Origin of the sequence: Butyricimonas synergistica DSM 23225, assembly GCF_000379665.1 — a bacterium.
GTDB classification, from domain to species: domain Bacteria; phylum Bacteroidota; class Bacteroidia; order Bacteroidales; family Marinifilaceae; genus Butyricimonas; species Butyricimonas synergistica.
This window is the reverse complement of record NZ_KB903359.1, coordinates 628,996-648,033: the sequence shown is the minus strand read 5'-3', so window position 1 is coordinate 648,033 and position 19,038 is coordinate 628,996. Positions and strand designations below refer to the sequence as shown.

The following is a 19,038-nucleotide window of genomic DNA, read 5'->3' as shown; positions in this document are numbered from 1 at the left end:
ACAAATAATTTGAATAAATATAGGTTTTATAGGCTTAAATGAAGAAAGTCCGAGAGCCATAGACTCCCAGACTTCCGATTTTATACTAACCTAAAACTATTTATTTGTAGATTTTCCCGGTGAGTTCACCACGAAGAACCATCAAGCCGTTCATTGCCAAGGCTCTCATTTCATCTTCGCCGCCGTAAGCTTTCACGGGAGCGATGAAACCTACCATTTCTTTCACGTAATCCACGAGGAAGGGGTTGTAGGCGATACCCCCTGTCAACAGGATACCATCCACTTTACCTTTCAGCACGGCAGCCATTGCCCCGATAGCTTTACCTACCTGGTAAGACATGGCGTCTTGGATCAGTTTATATTTCGGGTCTTCCTTTGCTTTCATTTCTACCTCGTAAGCGTCATTCGTTCCCAAGTGAGCTACCAGACCACCCTCGCCTTTAATTATTTTCTTTATTTCTGCTTCCGTTTTGGTCCCGCTAAAGCAAAGTTTCACGAGTTGTCCCGTGGGAAGCGAACCCGAACGTTCGGGGGAGAAAGGACCGTCGCCGTCTAAAGCGTTGTTCACGTCAATCACCCGTCCTTGCAAGTGTGCCCCGACAGAAACGCCGCCACCCAAGTGAGCCACGATCAAGTTTGTTTCCTCGTATTTTTTCCCGATCTCTTTGGCATAAGTGCGGGCGATCGCTTTTTGATTTAAAGCGTGAAAAATGGAAACTCTCTTGAATGCAGGGTGACCGCTGATACGTGCCACGTCCTGTAATTCATCAACGACAACCGGATCGGCGATATATGCTTTTGCTCCATTTTCAAGCGATTTAGCGATATCGTTTGCGATCAGACCTCCTAAATTAGAAGCGTGCTCACCCATCGGAGGATTATTCAAGTCATGAATCAATGCTTCATTTACCTCGTACACACCTGATTCGATAGGTTTAACTAAACCACCTCTTCCAACGATTGCGTTGATTTCGTTAATATCAAATCCGGCACTCTTTAACTCGGAAAGAATGATGTCTTTACGGAATTGGAATTGAGAAGCCACGTTGTCGAATTTGGCAATCTCCTCTGCAGAATGTTTAATGTTCTTTACAAACTTCTCGTTCTCGTCCTCGAAGATAGCGATTTTCGTGGATGTAGAACCCGGGTTAATCGCGAGAATTTTAAATGACATAGTATTAAATGTTATCTTTGTATTAATAATTATTCTTTTTCGCACGTTTTGAGGCTGCAAAATTTATAAATTGTAAGCAAAACTCAAAGGAAAAGTGATAATTTATTTATTATAGAGAATCAATCCGAATAAGCGGAGGTGTACAGGGTGTCAATAAGTGCCTGTGTCGCTATTTTTAAGTAGTGGGAAGCATTCGTGATGGAGTCGTTCACCGAACGGGCGTAGTGGATTAAAGTGAATATTTGGTCAAAATAAGGGGTTACTTGTTTGTCCGAAAGTCCGGTGATGGCGTAAACAGGTACTCCTTGTTGTTTACAAAGGGAAGCAACGGTACCCGGAATCTTGCCGTAGAGCGATTGTAGGTCAATTTTTCCCTCTCCGGTGATGACGACTGCCGCCCCGGCTAAATGTTCGTGGAAACGGGCGAGAGAGAGGCAATATGATGAACCGGATACAAGATCGGCGTCCAACAGGGCGTACATGGCTGCCGTGATGCCTCCGGCTGCGCCCCCGTGTTTCAAGTGAAGTACTTCTTTGCCTGTTTTCATGTGCAATAAGTCCGCAAAATAATGCAATTGCTTGTCTAGCATGACAACTTGCTTGGGGGAGGCTCCTTTTTGTGGTCCGAACACGGCTGCCGCCCCTTCAGCGCCACAAAGCAGGTTGTCTACATCACACAGGATCGTGATGTGAATATCCTTAAACTTATCCTGTAAAAAATCAATATTAATATCCTTAATATCTGTAATATAATTATTATTCAAACTATCCCCGTTTACAATTGTCAACCCCATTTCCCGAAGGGCTCCCGTGCCACCGTCAACGCTGGCACTTCCCCCAACGCAGAGGATTAATTCCTTTGCCCCGTGTGCAATTGCGTGATTAATTAATACCCCGAATCCGGCAGTGTTCGTGTTTAGAATGTCGTATTCCTCCCGTTTCAAATGTTTTAAGCCACAGGCAGCCGCCAGTTCTATGATTGCGGTATCTTCATGCCTGTAATAGAATGACATGCGTTCCCTTCCCAACGCATCTTTGGTGATAGTTTCGACTGGAATGGCTTTCATGTACCAGGCTATGATTTCGGCAGTCCCATCTCCACCATCTCCGAGGGGAAGCGATAGAGTGGACAAGCCGCATTTCTCGAATTCAGCCTCGACTATTTTACAGAAGTCAAAAGCACTTAAACTCCCTTTGAAGGCGTTGGGTGCGAGTAAGACATGGCGTCCATGCAAGAAATTCATAGCTTCAAGTTGTCTGGCGTGGGTGGACCAAATTTTGGACTTTCCTCGTTGGCAAGTAATTTCTTTTGGTCGTGGTAGTTTTTACAATATGCCGGGTCGAACAAATTGCGGTCCGGCCATTCTTTTACCCGGTTCATTGCTTGATAGATCATGCGTTCGATTTTCTGTGGGAAATGAGGTCCTGTCCAGTTGCTCGTGTTCGTGATAAAAGCCCAAGAAAAGCCATCATGCTGGCGTTTAAGCATGGCACTGGTGCCCGCCAGCGTACCGGAACGTAACCAATCCCCGCAGTTGTTCGCTTTCATCCAGCCGATAGGCAGGGAGAAGCCCGGGCAACTGACCATCGTTTCGACACTGCTTCCACTTAAAATGTCCGGATAGGTGTCATCCCCGTCAATGGAAGCCAGGAAGCACAATAATTCGGTAGGAGAGGCGACCCATCCGCCAGCCCCGTAAAGGGCTTCTATGTTGTTGCCCCCGTTACTGCGCGGGAGCAAAGTATCCCTTCCGTCACACGACTGAATGAGATCGGCATCCGCTTGTTCATAATAACGCACTTCATTCAGATAACGTTCTTCGTACAGGTTTCGAGCCAGATGCATATCGTAGCATCCTGCCGGAATCAATATGCTGTCTTGAATGAAACGTTCGTATTCTTCCCCGGCAACCTGTTCGATGACCTTGGTCAATATCCCGTAACCCACGTTAGAGTAGTTCGTGCTTGTACCCGGAGTGAATCCTAACCTTCTGGATAACACGAATTTTATGATTGTATTCAGATCAGCTGGCGCGGGAACATCCATTTTCTTGGCGATGTCCACGGGTTTGAACATCGGGTCGCCGTAACGGGCGGAAAAACCTCCCTGGTGGCGAAGTAAATTCTCCACGGTAATATTCTTCGTCCTCTTGTCCTTGATCGGGTAATAAAGCGTCGTGTCGTTCAATATGCCGTCTTCCCCGAACACCTTGTCATCCAATGATAATTTACCGTTCTCGACCAGCTTCATGATGCCTGCCGCGGTGATTAACTTGGAAACGGAAGCAATACGGAAGATATGGTTCACGTCTGTTTTTATTCCGTTTTCTTCATCGGCGTACCCGTATCCTTTGCTGTAAATCAATTTACCGTCTTTCATGATAGCCAATGATGCCCCTTTTATTTCCCATTGATTCATAAATCGTTGAATGGTTTGATCTAAACGTTTCGTTTCGTCTAAATCGGAAAATTCGTTGGTGAATAAATCATGAATGGCTGTAACCAGCGTATCTTGAGGGGGAGCCTGCTCGTCCTGAAACTTCTCGGGGTGAGATTTCCAGGGAATGATAACAAGTACGAGAAGTAGTAATATAAGTATTATCGTGTATTTCATTATATGCTATTAAAAAATCAAAGCGTAACATTCTAGAAGAAAAGAACATTACGCTTGCAATATTAAGAAAAATGTATTTTTTATCAAAGCAAATCCATGTAAAACAGTTTTAAAAATTCTTGCTTAACAAATCGAAGTAGCGTTCCATGACCTTCACAAGCAAGGGATGGCGCGGGTTGAAGGTGATTTTGTCGATATGCAGGATGGGCAACACGAGCGGGGAAGTACCCGTGATAAAAGCGGCGTCATAAGCGGATAATTCCTTGTAAGCCACTCTTTTTTCTTCAACGGGTATGCTGTTTTCCTCGCAGATCGTCAATACACGTTTACGGCTCGTGCCGGGCAGTACGTGGGGAAGCGGGGCTGTGTACAGGGTGTTGTCTTTGATGAAGAACACGTTGGAACGGGAACCTTCCGTGATATATTCCTCTTTATCGATAAGCAGCACCTCGTAAACTCTTTGTTCCTGCATGATCTTGTTGGTCATTTCCCGCAAACCGGAATTGATGTATTTCACCTCGGCATTTTCCCGCATGGCACGGCAAGTAACCGTTTCTATTCCATGTTGATAGGCTTCTTCCGTCGGGTAGGAGTGTTTGATCTGGTAGACATACTCGTCGATGCCCGAGGGGGAAACGTGCAACACGTATTTTATATTACCTTCCTTGATGTGTTCGAGGTCTATCAGACGATTCAATTTCCCTTCTACATTCAAATCGGCAATATCGATCTTCAGGCCTGATTTTTTAATTGAATTGTCAAGTCTTAAAATATTGTCATGCAGAAATATAACTTTTCCCCGGAAGACCCGGCAAACCTCGTAAAGACTTAATCCGTGGTTCAAGATTTCCTCGGAATATTCTTTATTGTCAATCGGTTCGTTGTTAAATAGCATCATAATTTATCTCCTTTTATTGCAGCGCAAATTTATGCTTTAAAACGATTATCCGGACGGAAAAGTTCATAAAAATAATATGTACTTTTATCTCCCTTTCGGAACACCCCGTGAATATTTGTAACTTTCGATTATTCGCATTACTTTTGACTAACGTATGGAAACAGAAGAACAAATAGAAAGAATCGAGCATTTTTTACGTGAAGTGGTTGAAAAAGAGATCGCTAAATTGCAGAATGCCGGGCTATCATATATGCAATTTGTCATCATGGGGCAGGCGGTCGAAGTACTGGGAAGCTTTCTGGACAACAAACCCATGAAAGCAAAAGGGCAATCGGCAAAACGTTTTTCCCTTGCCGTGAAGAAATTGTTCGGAGGACGTTATCGAATGTTAAATGATAATTGTTTCTTGTATGATAAACTACGCAACCAAATGACTCATACCTTTATTCCCGGGAGTGATTTAATATTATTGAACCAATCGGGGAATAGCATGGGATACAAACATTTACAAATGATCAACGGGAGATTAGTATTGATTTCAGAGGATTTTCACGAGGATATATGCAAGGCGAGCGAGCGTTTGCTAGAAGCTTTGAAAAGTGGTGTCTTACCTCCTAAAAATATTGCTTATTAATTATGGAACAGGAGAAAATTATATTGATCGGTGCGGGAAATGTGGCACATCATTTGGCTTCAGCTTTGTTGAAAGCGGGCGAGAACCTATGCCAGATATATAGCCGCACGATCGAGTCCGCCCGTGCGTTAGGTGTAAAAACAGGTATATCCTACACGGCGGAAATCGGGGAGATATACCCGGATGGTGATATTTATATATTTTGTGTAAGTGACGATTCGTTATCGTCTTTATTGAAGACGGTTAGGATAAAATCGGAAGCACTCTTGTTACATACTTCCGGAAGCTTGCCGATGGATGTATTGAAACCTTTCTCGAAGCATTACGGGGTAATCTATCCGGTGCAGACTTTTTCCAAGAAAAGAGATTTGGACTTCGACGAGATACCTTTGTGCATAGAGGGTTGTTCTTCAAGTGTTTCAGGTAGAATCAAAATATTAGCGGAGAAGTTATCGAGTAAGATTCATGCTATAAATTCACAGCAACGCAAAGAATTGCACCTTGCCGCCGTGTTTGCTTGTAATTTCCCGAACTACTTGTATGGCGTGGCAGGGAAATTGCTTGAAGAAAATGGATTATCATTCGCAATGTTACGCCCCTTGATTTTCGAAACGGCGCATAAAGTGATGCTTCTGACACCCGAGGAAGCCCAAACCGGACCCGCTAAACGGGGTGACGAGAGTATCATGAATATGCACAAGAGTATGTTGAAGCAAGATAAGGAATTATTGAAAATATACACGTTACTGTCGGAGGGAATCAAGGAAGCACAGGTGAAGGAGAGTACGGATGAGCCCAAGACGTCGTCATCAGAGATTAATGATATGCCTACATTATGGTAGATAATATAAAAACAATATAACATGAAACTGTTCAAAGAGGAATTGAAAAAAGTAGAAGCTTTCGCGTTTGATGTGGATGGTGTGTTTTCTCGTCACGAGATGAATATAACCCCGGAGGGTGATTTGGTGCGGACATCCTGCACGAAAGACGGCTACGCGATGATGTATTGCGTGAAGAAAGGATACCCCGTATGTATTATTTCCGGCGGTTATGCCCCAGGAGTAAAAGAACGTTTCAACAAGCTGGGAGTTAAGGAAGTCTATTTAGGCGTGGCGAACAAAGTGGAAGCGTTGAACGAATTTCTGGAAAAATACGGCTTGAATGCCGAGAACGTGATGTACATGGGAGATGATATACCGGACTACAATGTGATGACCATCGTGGGGATGCCAGTGTGTCCGGCAGACGCTTGCGAGGAAATCAAAGCTATTTCACGGTATATCTCGGATACACCCGGGGGACTTGGTTGCGTGCGCGACGTCGTTTCCCAGGTATTGAAAGCCAAAGGAGAATGGATGGATACCCATTGCCACGTGAAATGTATGTAGTTACAAAAGATAACGTATGTTGGAAATATTCAGATTAATACGGTTAAGAACAATCGCTTTCACGGCATTCACGATGTATGCCATGCGATTTTTGGTTATTCTTCCCTTGCTGGATAAAGAGGGGGTTGATCTACAAATGCCCGAGGGTGATTTTTCACTTTTGGTCATTGCCGTGTGTTGTTTGGTATCGGCTGCCTATGTCATAAATGACTATTTTGACACGAAGGCAGACCGGATTTCCGGTAGCAGACCCGTGATCGTGGGGAAAACGATCAGTCGTCGTGCTGCAATTACCCTTCATACCCTGTTGAACATGGTTGCCGTCGGTATTGCTTATTATCTGGCTCGCAACGTTCATCATAGCGAAATCGTGTTCCTGTTTCTGGTAATTTCAGCTATCTTGTGGTTCTATTCTTCCCGTTTCAAGAAACGCTTTTTGTGGGGTAACTTGATCGTGGCTTTTCTAGCGGGGTTGATTCCCCTCACGGTGGCAACCTTTGAAATTCCTTTGCTCAACGAGGCTTATTCAGATGTCATCGTGAAAACCCAAATGGATTTTAACAACGTATTTTACTGGACTTCCTGTTTCGCTTATTTTTTGTTCTTGAATATGTTGATTTACGAGATAAACAAGGATATGTACAGCGTCAATGGCGACCGGGCAGAAGGCATCATGACCATCCCGGTAAAATGCGGTATTCCCGTGGCTCGTAAAGTTATTATCACGTTGGTAGCGGTATGTTTGATCTCTTTGGTCGTATTTTTTATCATGGAATTCAGATCTTCCGCCGTTATGTTGGTTTATTTTCTGATCGGGCTGATCGTTCCATACCTCGTGTACGGGTATTCCGTGCTGAAAAATGACAAGATGAAATTCCAGTTGAGGTTGATTCGTTTGATTATGGCCTTGTGCATTGGTATCAGCTTATTTTTGCATCACTTCTTTAATTGTCAAGCATAAAGATGTATTCAATAAAAAATTACAAACTCATATTGGCTTCAGCATCTCCCCGCAGGCAGCAACTGATGAAAGATGCAGGGCTTACTTTTGAAGTAAGATTGAAGAAAATAGTGGAGGACTACCCGAAGGATTTGCCTTTGGAGAAAGTGCCGGAATATCTCTCTAAAGTGAAAGCAGAGGCTTTCCGGGAGGAACTGCAACCGGATGAAGTGCTGGTGACTGCTGACACGGTGGTATGTATCCACGGTAAAATACTCGGGAAACCCGCCAACCGGGCAGAAGCAATCGGAATGCTGCAAGAATTGTCGGGAAATCGCCATTTGGTGGTGACAGGCGTGAGCGTAACGACAAAGACAAAACAGATATCTTTCTCGGCATTGACAAATGTATTTTTTAAAGAGTTATCTGACGAAGAAATAGAGTATTACGTGGATGTATATAAACCTTTCGACAAAGCCGGGGCTTATGGCATACAAGAGTGGATCGGTTACATCGGTATCGAACGTATCGAGGGGTCTTTTTATAATGTTATGGGGCTTCCGGTGCAGAAACTGTACGAAACTTTACGAATGTTACAATTTTAAATATATATAACTATCTAAAATACCAGTAAATGAGAAAAATTACATTATGTTTTTTGGCTTTCATACTGATTGCCTTACCGGGTTTCGCGGATGAAGGGATGTGGATACCGATGTTGTTGAAGAAATACAACATTGAAGATATGCAGAAAGCCGGATTTAAGTTAACGGCGGAAGACATCTACGATATTAACCAGGCTTCGTTAAAAGATGCCGTGGTTGGTCTCGGGAGAGAGGGATCGCCTTTTCAGCATTTTTGCACGGGAGAAATCGTGAGTGACGAGGGATTGATGATCACGAACCACCATTGTGCTTTCGGTATGATACAAGCTCACTCTAGTTTGGAACACAATTACTTGCGTGATGGTTTTTGGGCGAACTCGAAAAAGGAAGAATTGACCAATCCCGGAACGACGGCTTCTATCCTTGTGCGTATGGAAGACGTGACGGAGAAGATCAATGCCGCCTTAAATAGCAATATGTCAGAGGAAGAGCGTGCTAAAAAGATAAAGGAAGTTAGTCGTAAGCTTGAAGCAGAAGCCGTCAAAGGCACGAATTTGCAAGCAAATATTAAACCCTATTTTAACGGGAATCAGTATTTCATGTCTGTTTTCAAAATTTACCGGGATGTACGTTTGGTCGGAGCGCCTAACTCGGCTATCGGTAAATTCGGGGGTGACACGGATAACTGGACGTGGCCTCGCCACACGGGTGATTTTTCAGTACTTCGTATTTACGCTGGACCGGACAATGAACCCGCTGCCGTTTCACCCAATAACGTCCCTTACAAACCGGCTAAATTCTTCAAGGTTTCTGCCCGGGGGGTAAAAGAAGGTGATTTTACCATGGTTTTCGGTTATCCCGGAACGACGAACGAGTATTTGACTTCTTATGCTATCGATCAGATCGCTAGCGTGGAAGACCCGCACAAGATCAAGATTCGAACGGCAAAGTTAGACGTGATTAATGCGGCTATGGAATCGGATGAATTATTACGTATCAAATACGCGGCTAAAGCAGCCAATGTTGCCAACGCCTGGAAAAAATGGCAGGGAGAGATCAAGGGATTGGAGCGATTCAGCACTGCTGACAACAAACGAATCCTAGAGCGGAATTTCAACCAATGGGCACAAGCGAACGGGAAAACGGAATATATCGGCTTGGTTGACCGTTACAAGAATTTGTATGATGCTCGTCAGGAATATATTCTTGCAGCCGCTTACGCTACCGAGGCTGGGTTGCGGGGTGCGGAAGTGATCGAGTTAGCACGTAATATAAAACAGATTCTGGAAGTTTACGACCAAGCCAACGACAAAGAGATTTTTAAACAAAGGGTGAAAGAATACATCCAATCTTTCTATAAAGATTACGATGTCGCAACAGATGAACGCATTCTGGTTGAAATGCTTAAATTATATAACAACGAGGATTTGGATAATCAATGGATACCGGAAGTTGTACGTCTTTCCCCGAAATATGCCAAAGGAAACGCTTACGAGCGGTATGCGGCAGATCTGTTCAAGAAATCGATATTTGCCCACGAGGATCGTCTGTTGGCATTCGTGAATAATTTGAACGATAAAACGATCAAGAAAATCGAGAAAGACCCGATATACATGATGATGGAAGGCATCCAAAACTTGTTCATGGAGAAAATCCGTCCCGAGTTAGGACGCATCGAAAGGGAGATAAATAGTCTGAACCGTCTGTGGATGGCAGGTCTGATGGAAATGCAGCCTGACAAAATCTTTTATCCGGATGCCAACTCCACGTTGCGCATCGCTTACGGCAAGGTGGCTGGTTACAAGGCACTAGACGCCGTGTATTACACGCCTTACACCACATTGAAGGGAATTATGGAAAAAGATAACCCGAATATATATGACTATGATGTTCCGCAGAAATTACGGGAACTATACAAGAACCGTGATTTCGGTCCGTACACGCAGGACGGGGAGGTTCCGGTATGCTTTATTGCTACCAACCACACGACCGGCGGAAATTCCGGTAGTCCGGTGTTGGATGCGGAAGGCAATCTGATCGGTCTGAACTTCGACCGTGCGTGGGAAGGGGTGATGTCAGATATGCAATACAGTCCCGAGATTTGCCGGAATATAGCGGTTGATATCCGTTACGTGCTTTTTATCATAGACAAATACGCGGGAGCAAAACATTTGATAGAAGAGATGGAGATTATTCATTAGAATATATTTCAGATCGTATTTTATATTCGAGAGGTCAGGTTATTCTGACCTCTTTTTCGTGTAGATGGGATTCAATTATTATAAGATAATTATTATCTTTGCGTATTGAGAATAAAATTACGTTTTATGGTACAAGTAAACAATCCGTTCGTGACAGGAGGATACGTGTCAGCGGAATATTTTTGCGATCGGGAGCTTGAAAGCGAGGAATTAGTAAGACAGGTGGCTAACGGTAACAATCTTGCTTTAATTTCGACTCGAAGAATGGGGAAGACCGGATTAATTATGCATTGTTTTGCCCGGCATGAAATAAGCAAGGAATATTACACGTTTTTCGTGGATATATATGCCACGAAGTCTTTGCGGGATTTCGTGTTTTCCTTGAGTAAAGTAATCGTAGAGCAATTGAAACCCTTTGGCAGAAAAGCCCTGGAAACTTTCATCCGTTGCGTGAAGACATTGCAAACAGGAATTTCTTTCGATGTTTCGGGTAATCCCTCTTTCAATGTGCAGTTAGGAGATATACATGACTCGGATGTCACGCTGGACGAGATTTTCAAGTATCTGAAAGCAGCAGGTAAACCGTGTATTGTGGCTATTGATGAATTTCAGCAAATAGCTTCTTACCCGGAAGATAACGTGGAAGCTTTATTGAGAACGCACGTTCAACACTGCACGAATGCCCGGTTCATTTTTGCCGGTAGTCAACGGCACGTAATGGGAAATATGTTCTTGAGTGCGTCCCGTCCTTTTTATCAAAGCGTATCGATGATGTATTTGGAATGTATTGATATTGATAAATATACAGCATTCGTTCGTTGCCATTTCGAGAAAGCGGGTAAAAAGATCGCTGATGGAATCGTGGAAACCGTTTATAGGCGTTTCGAGGGAATCACGTGGTATATCCAGAAGATGTTCAACACTCTTTTCATGTTGACAGAGAAGGGTGAGGAATGTTGCGAGAAAATGATAGAGATAGCCCAGGAAAGTATTATCAGCAGCTACAGATACAACTACGAGGAAACTCTCTTCAGATTGCCCGAACGTCAAAAAGGCTTGCTTGTTTCCATTTCCAAGGAGGGGAAAGCGACTAACATTACTTCCGGGGCATTTGTGAAAAAATACAAACTTACCTCGCCGAGTTCCGTGCAAGCTGCACTAAAAGGATTGTTGGAAAAAGATTTTATCACGTCCGAGCACGGGACATATGCCGTGTATGACAAATTTTTTGCCATTTGGTTGAACGCAAATTATTGAACGGGCTATAAAATAACAAGGTCGTAAAATCAATGTTTATCATTAATTTTACGACCTTGTTATTTTATAGATTCGTATTATGCCAATCGTTTGTTGACAACGTCCCAGTTGATGATATTCCAGTAGTTCTCGATATATTTCGGGCGGGCGTTTTGGGTATCCAGGTAATAAGCGTGTTCCCAAACGTCGATTGTTAGTATCGGTTTCTTACCATGTTTCAATGGGGTGTCGGCATTGCTTGTCTGCATGATTTCCAGTTTCCCGTCTTTGCCAACAACCAACCATCCCCATCCTGAACCGAATAAGGTAGTGGCTGCTTTCGCGAAAGCTTCTTTAAAAGTATCGAAGCTACCGAAAGATTTATCGATCAATTCTTTCACTTTACCGGTAGGGGTAGTCTTTGCGACATTGTGCGGTTGGAAGGTTTCAAAATAGAATATATGGTTGTAAGTCTGCGCGGCATTGTTGAATATTCCGCCCTCGGACTTGACCACGATACCTTCCAGGCACATTTTTTCAAATTCCGTTCCGGCAATCAAATTGTTCATGTTCGTGATGTAGGTAGCAAGATGTTTACCATAATGGTATTGGATCGTTCTCTCGCTGATATAGGGTTCTAAAGCGTTTTCTTTGTAAGGTAAGGTCGGTAATTGAAATTTATTGTCTGCACCTCTTTTATTAATTATATCAGATGACATCAACACGTCTAAATCTTTGAATTCTTCTGGTTTCATATTCTTATGTTTTAAATTAAACTGTTTTTAAATTTAGTGATTCTATTAGATAGAAACGATAAGTTATAAAAAAAGTTTCATTATTCGGAAAAATTTTTAGGGAGGTATAAATACGAAAATAGGAGAGAAGCCTAGAAAACAGCGGGTGAGAAGACGAAAAACAGATAATAAATATTTCGAGAGAAATACTTAGAAGTATATAAAAACAATACGGTACGTTGAGAAATTAAAAAAAATCCCCGGTCACCGATGTGCCGGGGAAAGGTATTAATTAGCGCTTAAGAGTTGCTCCAATTTCGAGTGTCGTGGTTTTATTCAAAATCGCTTTAGCAGCTGTAAAAATTAATTGCTCCTGCATTGATAAATCTAAATCAAGGTTATCTACGATAGACAATAGAGTCTGAATATATGTTTTATCAATAAAAAGAGTTAGATCGGTAGTTCCCATCTCGTATATTAAACTAATAGCAGGCATCATTGGTATATCCTTTCCTACAAGTACACTTAGTTCATCTTTATTAAGTGTAACATCAATCTTCGATTTTTGTACTACGTATGTTGCACTTAACTCTTTATTTGCTCCATCTATTTTCATCAAGATTGTAAGGTCCTTTTTAGAATCAAACCGAATTCCTGTGAAATATTCTCCCATTTTTTCATTTCCCAATTGAATAACCGTATTAGTTATTTCTTGAGGAGTCATAGGATCCATGCTGGGAATTGTAATATTTTCTTCAGAATAATCGAAAACAAAATGAGTTTTATCAAACTTCCAGGTTCCTGAAAATTCTACGGGGATATCATCATCATCGTCATCACCACAAGATGAGAACCCTACACACGCCGCAAATAACACAGCCACTAGATACATTAATTTGTTTTTCATACTTAGATTAATTAAAGATTTGTCGTTTAAATTTTAATAGTTATTGATGCCCCGAATCGAGAAGGAGCTCCGGATTGACCGGAATTCAGGTATTCGGGTAGATTTTTGCCTACCGGACTGTTAAACATGTAGCAGAAAAAGGCTTTATTCAAGATATTTTTCCCCCACAGGTGAAAGTCTATGTATTTCCCGGAAACACCGAAATCCATGTTCCACAGGAAGTAAGGATTCTGTTTCAAGGTATTTGCTTCATCAAAATACTGTTTTCCGAAACCAGTCACGGAAGTGGATGCCATGAAAGACTTGAACAAGGATATATCTACTTTCTTTTGGTAGGAAAATCCCGTGTTCATGGTAAATTCGGGAGCCATCACGATCCTGTTACCCTCGTACTCCTTCGTCAGATGGTGGTAATATTCCGAATTACTGTAACCCGCTGCAAGGAAATAAGTCAAGTGGGGCAAGCATTCCCACGTCAAATCCATTTCTGCTCCAAAACTGCGGGCATCCCCGGCATTCTTGATGCTAGGTCCCATCATCTCCATCACGAAGATTTGCTGGTCTTTCCAATCAATATAGAAAAGAGCTGCGTTCACGTTGAAACGCCCGTTTCGGCTGAAGTATTTTGTCCCGATCTCGTAATTCCAAAGAGTTTCTTTGTCATACTCCAACTTCACGACTTGTGAGGTCATGTCATTCGCAATGATATTATAACCGCCCGCCTTGTATCCCTTGGAAACGCTGGCATAAGCGGAGAGTCGCGTGTTCCACTTCTTCAGAACGGAGAATTTAGGCAACCAGGCACTATACGAGTTGTCCTCCTCCCAATCGTGGTAGCCGGAGAAATCTTTAGCCCCGTGGAATAACAAACTATCCCGGTAATCAAGGGACGCTTTCTCGTAATCGTACCGCAATCCCACGGTGATAAACAACCCAGGAAGTATATTCTTGAGAGTAACCTGCCCGTAACCCGCTATGCCCCACGTGTTCGTATTGTTGTAATACAGCGTCTTGTCCAAGTTGAGAGGAAGCAATAATTTACGTTCCGCACCGAACGTGGCGAGATAATCGTTCGTCAAGTCCTTGTAGAACCCGAACGTCCCGATTGTCCAATCGAGTTTTTCGCTTGCCGTGGATTGGTAATTGATCTCTTGAGTCACCAGATTTTGCTTCGACTCTTTCTGGTTTTGAAACACGTCATGGAATGTAAAATCGGCATCTAGTTCTTGCTCGTCTTTCGTCCACGAATAGGATGTAATCCAGCTCAATGCGGTCCGGTCGAAAAGTTTACGGGCATTCAGGTAAGCTGAAGCCAAATCCCGCTTGTAGGAAGCGTTGGCATTGTAATTTACCCGGTAGCGGTGAACTTTCAATGAATCGATGGCATGGTAAGCGTACCCGTCGTCGAAACTATGGTTGTAGTTCGCCCCCAAGGTAACCTGCCACGTGTCGTTCGTGTGCAGCCGCCCCTGGTAACGCACGTTGTACGAATCGGATTTGTTAGGTTTTCCGCCCGTGAAATCGTTCTTGAAATACCCGTCCGTTCGGTTGTACGAAAAGGATACCTTATTATACAAGTAATCTCGGAGGGGGAGATTTGCCGTGAGCATATAATTCTGAGAGTTGTAACTCGAAACCCCGGCTTTCGCCTGTAACGAGAAGGTCTCGGCAGGTGGGTTCGTTCTGATATTTATCAGCCCAATAATACTGTTTCGCCCGTAGAGAGTGGTTTGCGGACCTCTCAATACCTCGATTTGTTTAATATCGTAGAGATCGAAAATAAAAGCATTCTTGTCGAATACCGGCACCCCGTCCACGTACAGCCCGACGGGTGGCGTTCCCGAAACCGTCCCGATTCCTCGCACGTAAAGTGGGGTAGAGAGTTTCAACCCGCCTTCCTGCATATAAAAGTTTGGGATTCTTCCCGACAGGTTGCGCAAGTCCGGGTTATTCTCGTTCAGCAAGTATTTACCCGAGATCACGCTCAAGGCAATGGGTATCTCGCTGATAGACAATTCTCTTTTTTCGGCGCTAATAGTCACTTCCTGCAATTGCTTGATCGCGCTGAACGTGGAATCGTTTGTCTGCACGACCGCTGAACGTTGAGCTGATAAAGTACCGCAAAGTGTCAATAATAGCGCTGTACTATATAGTTTTCGCATATTTTTATCAATGAATAAATGATTAAACGTGTCTGTCATTTGTCCTGTAATAAATTTTTAAATGGACATAGTTAAACAAGGACACGTCGGGGGCGCTCTCAACGTTTTTAGGGTTAAACGGGGATTTTTATACTCCGCCGGTGGTGTGTACGATAGCCATTCATGACTGTCGTAGACCGGAATAAATGTTTTCTTGACTTCAGTCCTTTTTTGTTCTTTGTGTACCTCGTGGTAATGAACCTCCTCGTTTGTTGTGAAATGATAAACATGAACGACATTCCCCGGAAGAACTCCCGGGTGCTTTGCCTCGCTTTTCGAGTAGAAACAGACCACGAAAAAAGCAGAAACAAGCAGGTACACGAATATATTGACTGATGGTCCTATGAAAAACATACTGCAAATCTATAAAAATATTAGCTAATAATTGAAAGAGAAAGAAAAAACTATTATTATGGGTGACTTACATCGTATCACCCGGTAATTACACGGGAATTTCCCGGTATGAAAATTAGAATATTTCTAAATTACGACAAAATCAACTAGAATTCGTTGCGATTATAAAAAAGATAACGATATTTGCACTTGATATAAATTTGTAATAATTACAAATTAGAAATGAATACAATTCAAGACACGAGAGAGTATATGCAACGATATGATATAAAGCCGTCCGTGCAGCGAATGGCTATCATGGATTATCTTATGGCAAACAGGGTACATCCCACGGCTGATGAGATATACGGTGCGTTGTACCCGGTGATGCCCACGTTGTCGAAAACAACGGTGTACAACACCATGCGCCTGTTCATGGAGCAAGGGGCAGTGAAGGCTCTCGTGATCGACGAAAAAAATGTGCGGTTTGATATTGACACGAGCGATCATGCCCATTTCATGTGCTTGGGATGCGGGTGCGTGTACGATATTCCGATAGAGAACCGGGACGCAATCGTGTTGGAAGGAGTGGGGGAGTTGATAATCACGGAAACACACCTTTATTATAAAGGGTATTGCAAGAAATGTGCGGAAGAGAAAGGAAAAATCATATAATTAATTCATTAAAAAGAGTGCGTTATGAAAAAATTTATTTGTTCTGTATGTGGCTACGTTCACGAGGGAGATGAAGCTCCTGAATTTTGTCCTCAATGTAAACAACCGAAAAGCAAATTCAAAGAATTGGTAGAGACGGAAGGTGCCCTTACGTTTGTTGACGAGCATCGTATCGGTGTAGCCCAAGGTGTTGACCCGGAGGTTTTGGAAGGATTGAGAGCACATTTCAACGGGGAGTGCACGGAAGTCGGCATGTACTTGGCAATGAGCCGTCAAGCTGATCGTGAAGGTTATCCGGAGATTGCCGAGGCTTTCAAGCGTTACGCTTGGGAAGAAGCAGAACACGCTTCCAAATTCGCTGAATTGTTAGGCGAGTGCGTGTGGGATACCAAAACAAACTTGAAAAAGCGGATGGAAGCCGAGGCTGGTGCTTGCGAGGATAAAAAACGGATCGCTACTTTAGCTAAAAAGTTGGATTTGGATGCTATCCATGATACCGTACACGAGATGTGTAAAGATGAAGCACGTCACGGGAAAGGTTTTGAAGGACTTTATAACCGTTATTTTAAATAGTTTTAAATATTCGGATTCCGATAAATGTATCGGAGCCATTTCTTTTTACAAAGGATGGCTCCGATTTTTTTTATTGAATTTCCCCTTTTCCCCGTATCGAAAAAACACAAATAGGATTTGTCTTTTTCTTCCTGTGTTTTTACTGAAAACCCAATGAGAAACCGAGGAAAATCCAAGGTAATAATCTCACACTGTCGTGTTGTGGTCGTTTTTGCTCTAATGTTTCTATATAAAAGATTATAGGAGGTATACAGTATAAACGGAGATAGAACGAGGGAGAGGTATTATTAGGGTTAATCTTCTTTGGGTTTACGATGGGTTCTCTGTATGATTGTACACTCTACGTGTCGTGTAACTATATCTTCCGATTTTTTTTGTATTATTAACGTAACCTTGTGTGTCTATTTCCCGTATTCGTGTACAAATTCATTTAACACGGAAATTTGTATGAGAACTTATAGATGCGAGGACGTCACCTTAACAGATAAAGGCATAGACAGTAAAGGATGGTTGTGCAACCCACGAGAAAAAGGGAAGAAACCGGCTATCATAATTTTAGGACCCAAGAATACCTCAACAACCCCGGTATCGTTGCAATACGCAACGCGTTTGGCAAATTACGGGTACGTGGTATTGGGATTGGAAGAGATGCAGAACGTGAAAGCTGCTATCGATTACTTGAGTTTAAAGGAAGAAGTAGACCCGGACAAGTTGTACGCCATCGGTATTTGTAACGGTACAAACGAAGTATTGGCGGGAACGGAAGCCGATAAACGATTGAAGGCAATAGCTCTTGTATCTGGTTGTTACAGGCGGAAAGAGGCTTCAAAAGTAAAAGTGCCTACTATCGTTATCCACGGTGGTGAGAACGAGAAGGAATACCAAGCGGCGAGACGCGTGTATGACACAATTCGCGCAGAAGAAAAATTAGCGATATGGGAAGGTTCTGTAACCCACGCTCAATATTTTGAAGACCCACTTGTGCTGGACAAGACTGTCCGTAACGTGTTCCGTTGGTTTAAAACACATTGACAACCACACACTATATACTGAGGGGGCTGTGCAAACAGCCCCTTTTATCTGTTATATCCTACTATCTACTATTTCCTCTATTTCCACCATTTATAGAAATGATGAACAGCACCATGTCCGTGCCCGATTCTATATTCCGCTGCGATTTCTATTGCCCCGTGCAGGTAGTCGATGGCTGCTTTCACGGCTTTCTCCATGGGGTAGTCGTGGGCGAGATAGGCGGCTACGGCAGACGATAAAGAACAGCCTGTCCCGTGCGTGTTCACCGTGTCGATCTTTCTCGTGGTATAACGATATTCCCGGTTGTTCTCGTAGTCTACCAGCACGTCGGTGATTTCCTCGCATTCCAGGTGTCCGGCTTTCAGAAGTATGTTACGGGCGCCTATATTTTTCATTCTCGGAATGGAGGCATACAAGTCTTCCTGCGTGTTGATTTTCATCCCGGATAATATCTCAATCTCGAAGGTGTTCGGGGTAATCACGGATGCTAGCGGGAAAAGTTCCTGCTGAAGTATCGCGATAGCCTCTTCCTGCACGAGAAGATCGCTGGAGGTGGCAACCATAACGGGGTCGACCACGATGTGTTTCACGGGGTAATCCCGCAACACCCTTACAATCGTGCGGATAACATCGATAGAATGCAGCATACCGATTTTCACGGCATTAGCCCCGATATCATCCAGACAAGCCCGGATCTGTGCTTCAATGACACGAACGGGAAGGGGGTCTATTGATTTTACCCCCAAAGTATTCTGCGCGGTAACCGTAGTTATGGCGGTCATAGCAAAACAGCCACACGCTGAAATGGTTTTCAGATCAGCTTGTATCCCGGCACCTCCGCCACTATCGGAACCGGCTATGGATAAAACTCTTTTATAAGTTCTCATCGT

General features: G+C 43.2%; 19 protein-coding genes. 10 read left to right on the top strand and 9 right to left on the bottom strand.

All coding sequences use genetic code 11. The features are described from left to right. Positions 1 to 100: 100 nt before the first annotated feature. The 4 genes from buk to A3CY_RS0102825 all read right to left on the bottom strand — a co-directional run bounded on the left by buk (position 101) and on the right by A3CY_RS0102825 (position 4,686). A complete protein-coding gene (gene buk, locus A3CY_RS0102840; protein WP_018336385.1) occupies positions 101 to 1,174 on the bottom strand; it encodes a butyrate kinase in 1,074 nt (357 codons plus the stop codon). A 119-nt stretch (positions 1,175 to 1,293) separates the two neighbouring features. Further along, on the bottom strand, positions 1,294 to 2,418 hold the full coding sequence (locus tag A3CY_RS20070) for a glycerate kinase (RefSeq protein ID WP_018336384.1): 1,125 nt from the start codon (positions 2,416 to 2,418) through the stop codon (positions 1,294 to 1,296). Further along, a complete protein-coding gene (locus A3CY_RS20065) occupies positions 2,415 to 3,788 on the bottom strand; it encodes a serine hydrolase domain-containing protein (RefSeq protein ID WP_018336383.1) in 1,374 nt (457 codons plus the stop codon). Before A3CY_RS20065 ends, A3CY_RS20070 begins: the two co-directional genes overlap by 4 nt. A 109-nt stretch (positions 3,789 to 3,897) precedes the next feature. Then, positions 3,898 to 4,686 carry an aminotransferase class IV gene (locus A3CY_RS0102825; RefSeq protein ID WP_018336382.1) on the bottom strand — a complete coding sequence of 263 codons (789 nt, stop codon included), beginning with the start codon at positions 4,684 to 4,686 and terminating at the stop codon, positions 3,898 to 3,900. Positions 4,687 to 4,840: 154 nt separating this feature from the next. Here A3CY_RS0102825 and A3CY_RS0102820 point away from each other — a divergent pair, with 154 nt between their 5' ends. The 7 genes from A3CY_RS0102820 (at position 4,841) to A3CY_RS0102790 (ending at position 11,714) form a co-directional block, all read left to right on the top strand. Next, a complete protein-coding gene (locus tag A3CY_RS0102820) occupies positions 4,841 to 5,320 on the top strand; it encodes a hypothetical protein (RefSeq protein ID WP_018336381.1) in 480 nt (159 codons plus the stop codon). A 2-nt stretch (positions 5,321 to 5,322) separates the two neighbouring features. Then, positions 5,323 to 6,162 carry a Rossmann-like and DUF2520 domain-containing protein gene (locus A3CY_RS0102815; RefSeq protein WP_018336380.1) on the top strand — a complete coding sequence of 280 codons (840 nt, stop codon included), beginning with the start codon at positions 5,323 to 5,325 and terminating at the stop codon, positions 6,160 to 6,162. Positions 6,163 to 6,183: 21 nt separating this feature from the next. Continuing rightward, the gene (locus A3CY_RS0102810) at positions 6,184 to 6,711 is read left to right on the top strand and encodes a KdsC family phosphatase (protein ID WP_018336379.1); all 528 of its coding nucleotides are present in this window, start codon (positions 6,184 to 6,186) and stop codon (positions 6,709 to 6,711) included. A gap of 16 nt (positions 6,712 to 6,727) precedes the next feature. Next, positions 6,728 to 7,672: a geranylgeranylglycerol-phosphate geranylgeranyltransferase gene (locus tag A3CY_RS0102805; protein WP_018336378.1), complete on the top strand. Its 945-nt coding sequence runs from the start codon at positions 6,728 to 6,730 to the stop codon at positions 7,670 to 7,672. 2 nt (positions 7,673 to 7,674) lie between these two features. Then, entirely contained in the window at positions 7,675 to 8,256 is a 582-nt protein-coding gene (locus A3CY_RS0102800; protein ID WP_040371243.1) for a Maf-like protein, read from the top strand. Positions 8,257 to 8,285: 29 nt separating this feature from the next. Further along, positions 8,286 to 10,457 (top strand): S46 family peptidase, encoded by a 2,172-nt coding sequence (locus A3CY_RS0102795; RefSeq protein ID WP_018336376.1) that lies wholly within the window; start codon positions 8,286 to 8,288, stop codon positions 10,455 to 10,457. A 126-nt stretch (positions 10,458 to 10,583) separates the two neighbouring features. Next, positions 10,584 to 11,714, top strand: a complete 1,131-nt coding sequence (locus tag A3CY_RS0102790) for an AAA family ATPase (protein ID WP_018336375.1) — start codon at positions 10,584 to 10,586, stop codon at positions 11,712 to 11,714. 77 nt (positions 11,715 to 11,791) lie between these two features. On the opposite strand, the gene A3CY_RS0102785 is transcribed toward A3CY_RS0102790, so the two are convergent. The 4 genes from A3CY_RS0102785 to A3CY_RS22825 form a co-directional block, all read right to left on the bottom strand. Next, the gene (locus A3CY_RS0102785) at positions 11,792 to 12,412 is read right to left on the bottom strand and encodes a superoxide dismutase (protein ID WP_051082700.1); all 621 of its coding nucleotides are present in this window, start codon (positions 12,410 to 12,412) and stop codon (positions 11,792 to 11,794) included. Between the two features lie 307 nt (positions 12,413 to 12,719). Beyond that, positions 12,720 to 13,334 carry a hypothetical protein gene (locus tag A3CY_RS0102780; RefSeq protein ID WP_026207231.1) on the bottom strand — a complete coding sequence of 205 codons (615 nt, stop codon included), beginning with the start codon at positions 13,332 to 13,334 and terminating at the stop codon, positions 12,720 to 12,722. A 26-nt stretch (positions 13,335 to 13,360) separates the two neighbouring features. Further along, positions 13,361 to 15,496 (bottom strand): TonB-dependent receptor, encoded by a 2,136-nt coding sequence (locus A3CY_RS0102775; protein WP_026207230.1) that lies wholly within the window; start codon positions 15,494 to 15,496, stop codon positions 13,361 to 13,363. A 57-nt stretch (positions 15,497 to 15,553) separates the two neighbouring features. Continuing rightward, positions 15,554 to 15,889: a hypothetical protein gene (locus A3CY_RS22825; protein WP_155828163.1), complete on the bottom strand. Its 336-nt coding sequence runs from the start codon at positions 15,887 to 15,889 to the stop codon at positions 15,554 to 15,556. Between the two features lie 222 nt (positions 15,890 to 16,111). Here A3CY_RS22825 and A3CY_RS0102770 point away from each other — a divergent pair, with 222 nt between their 5' ends. From A3CY_RS0102770 to A3CY_RS0102755, 3 genes are all read left to right on the top strand, one after another. After that, the gene (locus tag A3CY_RS0102770; protein ID WP_018336371.1) at positions 16,112 to 16,543 is read left to right on the top strand and encodes a Fur family transcriptional regulator; all 432 of its coding nucleotides are present in this window, start codon (positions 16,112 to 16,114) and stop codon (positions 16,541 to 16,543) included. Positions 16,544 to 16,567: 24 nt separating this feature from the next. After that, positions 16,568 to 17,116 carry an NADH peroxidase gene (locus A3CY_RS0102765; protein ID WP_018336370.1) on the top strand — a complete coding sequence of 183 codons (549 nt, stop codon included), beginning with the start codon at positions 16,568 to 16,570 and terminating at the stop codon, positions 17,114 to 17,116. Positions 17,117 to 17,563: 447 nt separating this feature from the next. Further along, complete coding sequence (locus A3CY_RS0102755) at positions 17,564 to 18,148, top strand: alpha/beta hydrolase (RefSeq protein ID WP_018336368.1); 585 nt, start codon at positions 17,564 to 17,566, stop codon at positions 18,146 to 18,148. Positions 18,149 to 18,225: 77 nt separating this feature from the next. Here A3CY_RS0102755 and thiD read toward each other — a convergent pair whose 3' ends face one another. After that, a complete protein-coding gene (gene thiD / locus A3CY_RS0102750; protein WP_018336367.1) occupies positions 18,226 to 19,035 on the bottom strand; it encodes a bifunctional hydroxymethylpyrimidine kinase/phosphomethylpyrimidine kinase in 810 nt (269 codons plus the stop codon). Positions 19,036 to 19,038 lie beyond the last annotated feature (3 nt).